Raw genomic sequence first — 7,386 nt, forward strand, 5'->3', positions numbered from 1 at the left:
CCCGGTTGAGTGGCCGGATGACCGTGGAATCAGTGGTCGGATACGCGTGGAATGGGTGGCCGGATCACCGTGGAATCGGTGGTCAGATGCTTATGGAATGGGTGGCCAGATGACCGTGGAATCCGCAGCGTTTGTCGACCATTAACTTGCTGAAGCCGGCTGGAATAGGAATCCACCAACCATTGGGCTCCCCACCGGCCTCAAGAACAAGAACGCGATGCTTACCCGAAGCGGTTAGCCGATTTGCGAGGATGCAACCGGCAGTTCCTCCGCCAACGATGACGTAATCATAACTGCTCATTTTTGGACTCGGTTTTGTTGTTGTGTTTGGGTGTCGATACCCATTGCCTGGGCCATGTATTCGATTTGGCACTTGAGCATTGGGCGCCCGAAATGGATCTTGCAACCCAGCTTCTCGGCATACTTAAGAAGCGAGGTGTACTCAGGTTGCATGATGATCTCTGCAACGATTTGGTCTGCAGTCAAGCTCTCAACGTTCAGGGGGTAGGGATCATTTTCGTTGAGTCCCATAGACGTAGCGTTGATCACGAGTTCATGACCGGATGCGTCAGGCGAGCCAACGCGAAAGTCTACGGTCGGGAAAATCTCGCGAAGTCGCAACACCAGTAGCTCGGCCTTCGAGCGGGTACGGTTTGCAATCGTGAGTTGTTTGATCCCATTTTCCGCCAGCGAGAACGCGATCGCATTCGCAGCACCTCCGGCACCCGCCAGATAGGCCGTTTTACCCTCGGGATTGATCCCGGCGTTGCGCAGCCCCGCGACGAAACCCACTCCGTCCAGGATGTCGCCATGTAGGCCGTTATTAGTTCGCCTGACGACGTTGGCAGCTCCCACCATTTTGGCGGCAGGAGATAACGTATCGCATAGCTCAATGATCGAGCTTTTGTGCGGGACGGTGACAATAAAACCGTCCAAGCTCTCAATTCCGCGAAGCCCTGCTACGACGCTCGCCAAGTTCTCAGGCCTTACGTGGAAGGGAACCATGATCTGATCCAAGCCGAGCTCGGTCATCAGATTGTTCATGTCCTCCGGTGTTTTTACGTGATGGATTGGGTCTGCCAGGATCGCAAGGACACGAGTTTTACCGGTGACCGGACACAGAGTATTAGTCATCGCAATCACGCCTGGGTGTAGGTGGTCTTTATTGAGGTGTAAAACTCGCGGGCATAAGCACCTTGCTCGCGTGCGCCGTAGCTGGAGCCTTTGCGGCCACCAAAGGGTGCGTGGTAGTCCACGCCTGCAGTCGGAACGTTCACCATGACCATGCCAGCGGTGGAGCGTTGCTTGAAGTCCGATGCGTATTTGAGCGAGGTGGTGCAGATGCCAGAGGACAGGCCGAACTCTGTCTCGTTGGCCACGTGCAGGGCTTCCTCGTAATCTTTCACACGCACAACACTGGCAACCGGGCCGAAGACTTCTTCCTGGTTGATGCGCATTTGATTATGCGTTTCGGTGATCAGGGCTGGGGTCAGGTAGAAGCCATTCGTAGCGCGCTGTACGAGTTCGCCACCAAAGGCAATGTGGCCTCCTTCACGCTTGGCAATCTCGATGTATTCCAGATCTTGCTTCAGCTGTGCCGCAGATACCACAGGCCCGATGTCTGTGCCTTTGTGAAGCGCATGATCCACTTTCAACGATGCAAGCCGCTCTTTGACGGCGGCAACGAATTTGTCGTGGATGCCTTCCTGGACAATGAAGCGGCTGGAGGCGGTGCAGCGCTGCCCCGTCGAGAAGAATGCCCCCTGAACGGCGACTTCAACAGCTTGGGAGAGATCAGCGTCGTCTAAAACGACCAGCGGGTTTTTACCGCCCATCTCAAGCTGGACTTTCGCACCTCGGGTCACGCATTCAATGCCCACTGAACGGCCAGTAGAAGACGAGCCTGTGAACGTCAGCGCTTTAACCTTTGGATGTTTGGCAAACACTTCGCCCACCTGCGATCCGGGGCCCATAACCAGGTTGAACACACCAGGAGGTAGCGCGCCGGCACGGGTGATGATTTCGGACAGTGCCCAGCCACTGCCGGGCACTAGATCAGCAGGCTTGAATACCACTGCGTTGCCATACGCCAAGGCAGGGGCAATCTTCCAGGCAGGAATTGCGATCGGGAAGTTCCAAGGGGTGATGATACCGACGACACCCTCAGGCTCCCGGCGGACGTCAGTCTCGACGCCTGGGCGAATGCTTGGCAGGCGCTCTCCAGAAAGGCGAAGCGCTTCACCTGCAAAGAATTTGAAAACGCGGCCAGCACGTGTCGCCTCCCCGATCCCTTCTGAGAGGGTTTTACCTTCTTCACGCGAGAGCAGTTCACCCAGTTCATCCTTGCGTGCAAGGATTTCCGTGCCGATGCGATCCAGTGCATCGCTGCGTTGCTCCGCTGTCATGCGCGCCCACTGGGGTTGGGCGTCTGCTGCAGCTTCAACTGCTAGCTTTGCCTGTGCTGCGTCGGCACGAGCGTATTCGCCTACCAGGTCATCCGTATCCGAAGGGTTGATGTTGCGATTGATACTGGCACCTTCAATCCATTGGCCAGCGATATAATTTTTATTCATGAACACTCCCGGGTAGCGATTCTAGATTTCCGGCCCGGAATGCTCGTCTCGGACGAAGTATGTCGATGTGATATTGACGAGGATTCTGTGAGGGGAGGCCGTGGCCAAAACATACCGGAAGCTTATGAATACAAACAGGGAGGTATCTGTGCCTCGCATTCATACCCGCTGTGAATGCTGGTCACGGCATCTTGGCAGGGGCTTTGCGGGTGCGTCAAAAATTGGGAGTATAAAAAAGGCGCCAATTATTGGCGCCTTTTTTGATATTAGAAAGTTGGGGGTGATACTGCGCTTACAACAACGCACTCTTCATCAAATGGATTATGCATCTTATGCGGAATACGACTGTCGAAGTAATAGGCGTCGCCCTCTTCGAGAATCCTTGTCTCATCCCCAACAGTGACGGCGAGACGACCTTTGACCACGATGCCGCCTTCTTCCGCCTCATGTGAGTAGGATTCCTCGCCGGAGTCCGCACCGGGTGCCCAGTGCTCATGAAGGATCATCATGGAGCGGTTATTCAGGTTTGCGCCGACCTGACGATAGGAGACCATCTTGCCATCAGCGATTTCGGTGAGTTCATCTGCCTTGTAGAAAACAGCAGCATCCACGTTGGTCGCATCTGAGAAGAATCCGCTGAGTGTAACGCCTAGCGGCTTGAGAAGACGGTGCAGAACACTAATGGAAGGGCTGGAAAGGTCACGCTCGATTTGCATGATGGCGGGATGGCTAACGCCGCTGAGGGCGGCTAAGCGCCTAAGGGTCAGCTCGTTTTGCTCACGAAGGGCGCGCAAGCGCTGGCCTACAGATTGTTGAAGCTCTGTATTAGGTGGATTCACCGGAGCCTGATGGGGATTAGACGCAGCTGTCGTCTCTGTCCGATTAATCAAGCCAGTCACACTGCATCCTCCATAACGGCCAGGTGGCAGCACCCGGCAAGCATTTGTATACACATGCGAAGGATGCTAACACAGCGTAGGCCGCTAAAGCAGTGACCCCCTGTCCACCCTTGGGTTTCCGAGCGGTACCTATCTCGGTCAGGGGCGGAGCGGGGTGCTGGCTGAAGAAAAAGTCTGCTACCCGAGCGTGGTGCCGGGCAGCAGCGGAGGAAAGGACTTCCAGCGTCAGGTCGGTTTGAGGCTCATCTTCATGGCGCTCCGTTTAGCCGAGAGATCCGGCTGGCTTTTCTGAAGGTAAAATCCGATTGCCACCAGCAGAGCTGTCAACCCCAGCGTGGACAGCAACTCGACTCGCTGGCCAGGGAAGCAACCCATGACGACGAAGATAAGCAAGATGAAAGCAATGGTGGCTTTGGTCAGATGTGGGAATAGCCACATTTTGACCTCAAGCTTCTCACCTGCTTCCTCGAGTTTTTTGCGCATGTAGAGCTGCGTGACGGCGATCACCAGGTACATCAGCAGCGCGATGGCCCCACTGGTGGCCAGCAGGAACTCAAACACTTGCTTGGGCAGCATGTAGTTGGCGACCAGTGCGAATATGGCGACCAAGGAAGTCAGACCGATGGCTGCCAGGGGAACGCCATTGGGGGTGGTGTGAGATAGTGCAGCAGGGGCATCGCCACGAAATGCCAGCGAGTAAACCATGCGGGAAGCTGTGTAGATTGCCGAGTTCAAACAACTGGTTACAGCAACCATGACAACGATGCTCATAATTCCTGGAGCCCAAGGGATGTTCATGGCGTTTAGCACCGCCTGGTAGGAACCTTGTGAGAGACCTGGGGCGTTCCAAGGTATCAGGCAAACCACTACGAACATCGAACCAAGGTAGAACAGGCCGAGACGCCAGACCACGGAGCGAATGGCTTTCTTGATGTTTGCTTTTGGTTCTTTAGTCTCAGCGGCGGCGATGGTGACGACTTCGCTTCCCTGGAAGCTGAACATAGCGGTCAACAGCGCTGCGACGATGGCGACATAGCCGTTGGGCGCAAAGCCTCCATTAGCTGTGAGGTTGGAAATTCCGCTGACGGATGAGCCAGGAAGAACGCCGAAAATTGCCAGCATTCCAAGGATGATGAAGGTGACAATTGCGATTACTTTGAAGAGGGAGAGCCAGTATTCCAACCTACCGAAATTACCAACGCTAAGACAGTTGGTTGCAATCAAACCAAGCGTAACAACACCTGCTGCGAGCCAGTGTGGAACGCCTATCCAGTCGCCTAAGATGTTCCCGGCTACGATCGCCTCGATGCTGATGACAAGTACATAGAACCACCAGTACAACCAGCCAATAGAGAAGCCTGCCCAACGACCTAGCGCCTGGTCAGCGTAGGAAGAGAATGACCCTGTATCTGGTTTCGCCGTAGCCATCTCGCCAAGCATCTGCATGACAAGTACCACGATGAGAGCTGCTGCGAGGTAAGCGATGAGTACCGCCGGGCCTGCTTTCGCGATTGCGTTTGAGGAGCCTACGAAGAGGCCGGCGCCGATAACCCCACCAATGGATATCATCGTCACCTGGCGGCTCTTGAGGCCACTCCCTAACTGGTTGTTGTGCTGATTTACTTTGTTTTTCATGTCACTCACCACGCTTGCACACTGTATTTTTTTTGGGCCGCAAGGCATTAGCCGCGAGGATGACAAGATACGCATCTCGGTTCCTCAGGATTACAGTGTCTTTTGTCAAAGCGGGTTTGCCTGGCAGTCAAAGCATCGCTCGCTCTCCCTGCGTGATCAGCGTAAACGGGGCGATGGCGCGGCATGCCAAGGCCCTATAGGTGTCTGAGCGTCCTTTGGCAATGGTAAGTCCGGGCCCGAGCGTTACTTTGCCGCCTGAGCATGAGGTATTGCCAATGGCAGGGACTCTAGCTGAACCGGTGTGGAGGCTTCAGATTTTGAATCCGTCGACTAGCTTCATCAAGCGGTGCGTTTGATGATCGAGTGCAGAGCATGCGTCCAGAGTTGCTTGCAAGTTCTTGATGGCTTCTTGGTTTAGGTCGCTGATATGACTGATATCTACGTTCAGTGCCTCAACTACCGCAGTTTGCTCTTCGGTAGCTGCGGCGACCGACTGATTCATCCCGTCGATCTCACTGATGCGGGATGTCACGCTGTTAAAGTGTGAGCCTGCTCGGTTGACCGCCTCCACACTTCCGTCGCTTTTTTGTTGGCTGTTGACCATCATCGATACGGCGCCGCTGGCCTCTACCTGTAGCTCCTGGATCATCTTTTCGATTTCTTGTGTCGACTGCTGAGTGCGATGGGCAAGCCCCCGTACTTCGTCTGCCACGACCGCGAAGCCTCGACCTGCTTCACCTGCTCTCGCGGCTTCAATGGCCGCATTGAGAGCGAGCAGGTTGGTCTGTTCGGATATGCCTCTGATGACGGCCAAGATCTGCCCTATGTCACCTGTTCGGCTGTTGAGCGACTCAATAGCGCTGCAGGAGGACTGAATGGTATCGGACAACGCCCCCATCGCATGAATGGTCTGTTCGACTGCGTCCTGCCCGTCCCGCGTTTTAGATCTGGCGGAGGAGGCTTGTCTTGCTGCTTCGCTAGCGTTTCTTGCTATCTCATGGGCCGCCGCACCCAGTTCGTTTATCGCTGCCGCGACGGACGTCGTGCGCTGCGTCTGTTCATCGGTGTTTTGCATGGAATGGTTGGAAGTATCGAGCACCTCTTGCCGTACTTGATAGAGATCCTTGGTGGCTGCAGCAACATCGCGGATTGAGCTATGAACGCGCTCCACGAAGCGATTGAACGCTTGCGCGAGTAGCCCGAACTCATCGTGCCCTGTGACTGACAATCGACGGGTCAAATCACCTTCACCAGCGGCGATGTCTTGCATAGCAGATGTTATACCTCGCAGCGGAACGAGTAGGTATTGGATAAGAAGACCGAGCAGTACGATGGTGGCAAGCACCGTCACGCCAATCGCTACTACAGCCGTGATGCGGAATTTCCTGAGCGGTTCGAACGCTTTTTCTTTATCGACCGATAGCCCCAAGTACCAATTTACGGAGGGTAAGCCGTCGATCTTGGTGAAGTGGATCAATCGTCCTCGGCCCCCCAGTTCAACGTCATTCAGGTCGTGAGTGAACGTTGGTGTTTCATCCGGGTAGATATCGGCGAGCGACTTGTTGACCTGGTCAGGGATGGGGCTAACCAGCACTTTCCCGTCAGCGCTCACCAAAAATGCGTAGCCTAGCCCTCCAAGGTCGATGGAGTTCACAGCCTTTACCATTTCACCCAGGCTCAGATCTCCGCCGCCAACCCCGACTAGCTGCCCTTTTGTGCGAACTGGAGCCATGATCGAAAGAACAAGAGTCTGGGTAACCATGTCGAGATAGGGTTCGGTGATAGTGGTACCACCAGCAGCTACAGCGTTTTTGTACCAAGGTCTTGATCTCGGATCATAGCCTTCAGGCATCTCTGAGGAGGGCGATGTGATGAATTCTCCACTGGTGGTGCCAATTGACCTCAGGCTGAAGATTTCACTAACAGTTTTCCCACTCAGGTGGCCGTCGATGCTGCCGCGCGATGGATCTAGCTCGATCCCTTGAAGCATCGTTTCGACAGCTTGTACGCGCCCAAGCAACCAATTCTGAATGTTGCTCGCGTTGGTGCGACCTGCCTCGCCGAGGTTTTGATTGATGGAGTTTTCCAGTGTTTTGCGCTGATAAGAGTCGGTGTATAGGGTGAACGCGGCGAAAGCTGCAATCACCACTAGGGATTCTCCGAACAAGTTACCCACCAGCCGCAAATGGACGGCTTGGAGATGCCGAAAACCCCGATTTTCAGCCGCTGATTATTGGAAAACCAAGGCATAGCCTTGGTTTTCTGCCCTCACGGGCGCA

At 54.8% G+C, this 7,386-nt stretch carries 5 protein-coding genes and 2 pseudogenes; all 7 read right to left on the reverse strand.

Annotation, left to right across the window (positions count from 1 at the left end; translation table 11 throughout):
- Positions 1-142: 142 nt before the first annotated feature.
- Positions 143-301, reverse strand: a pseudogene (locus tag WM94_RS29760) (NAD(P)-binding protein); the annotation flags it as partial.
- On the reverse strand, positions 298-1,134 hold the full coding sequence (locus tag WM94_RS24095; RefSeq protein ID WP_061552272.1) for a shikimate dehydrogenase: 837 nt from the start codon (positions 1,132-1,134) through the stop codon (positions 298-300). The pseudogene WM94_RS29760 and the gene WM94_RS24095, both read right to left, overlap by 4 nt.
- 5 nt (positions 1,135-1,139) lie before the next feature.
- Complete coding sequence (locus WM94_RS24100; RefSeq protein ID WP_061552273.1) at positions 1,140-2,573, reverse strand: aldehyde dehydrogenase family protein; 1,434 nt, start codon at positions 2,571-2,573, stop codon at positions 1,140-1,142.
- A 266-nt stretch (positions 2,574-2,839) separates the two neighbouring features.
- Positions 2,840-3,472: a cupin domain-containing protein gene (locus WM94_RS24105; protein ID WP_256207047.1), complete on the reverse strand. Its 633-nt coding sequence runs from the start codon at positions 3,470-3,472 to the stop codon at positions 2,840-2,842.
- Between the two features lie 225 nt (positions 3,473-3,697).
- Positions 3,698-5,107, reverse strand: coding sequence for an amino acid permease (locus WM94_RS24110; RefSeq protein WP_061552274.1), 1,410 nt, complete (start codon positions 5,105-5,107; stop codon positions 3,698-3,700).
- A gap of 310 nt (positions 5,108-5,417) precedes the next feature.
- Positions 5,418-6,182 carry a methyl-accepting chemotaxis protein gene (locus tag WM94_RS31230; protein ID WP_371264045.1) on the reverse strand — a complete coding sequence of 255 codons (765 nt, stop codon included), beginning with the start codon at positions 6,180-6,182 and terminating at the stop codon, positions 5,418-5,420.
- Between the two features lie 93 nt (positions 6,183-6,275).
- A pseudogene (locus tag WM94_RS31235) lies at positions 6,276-7,283 on the reverse strand (cache domain-containing protein); the annotation flags it as partial.
- Positions 7,284-7,386: the final 103 nt, after the last annotated feature.

The sequence above is a fragment of the Pseudomonas sp. ABFPK genome, assembly GCF_001586765.1.
Classification (GTDB): Bacteria; Pseudomonadota; Gammaproteobacteria; order Pseudomonadales; family Pseudomonadaceae; genus Aquipseudomonas; species Aquipseudomonas asiatica.

Excerpts from the sequence above, each read along its gene's own strand:
- WM94_RS24095 (WP_061552272.1), bottom strand. The coding sequence starts at position 1,134 with ATGACTAATACTCTGTGTCCGGTCACCGGTAAAACTCGTGTCCTTGCG.
- WM94_RS24100 (WP_061552273.1), bottom strand. The coding sequence starts at position 2,573 with ATGAATAAAAATTATATCGCTGGCCAATGGATTGAAGGTGCCAGTATC.
- WM94_RS24110 (WP_061552274.1), bottom strand. The coding sequence starts at position 5,107 with ATGAAAAACAAAGTAAATCAGCACAACAACCAGTTAGGGAGTGGCCTC.
- WM94_RS31230 (WP_371264045.1), bottom strand. The coding sequence starts at position 6,182 with ATGCAAAACACCGATGAACAGACGCAGCGCACGACGTCCGTCGCGGCA.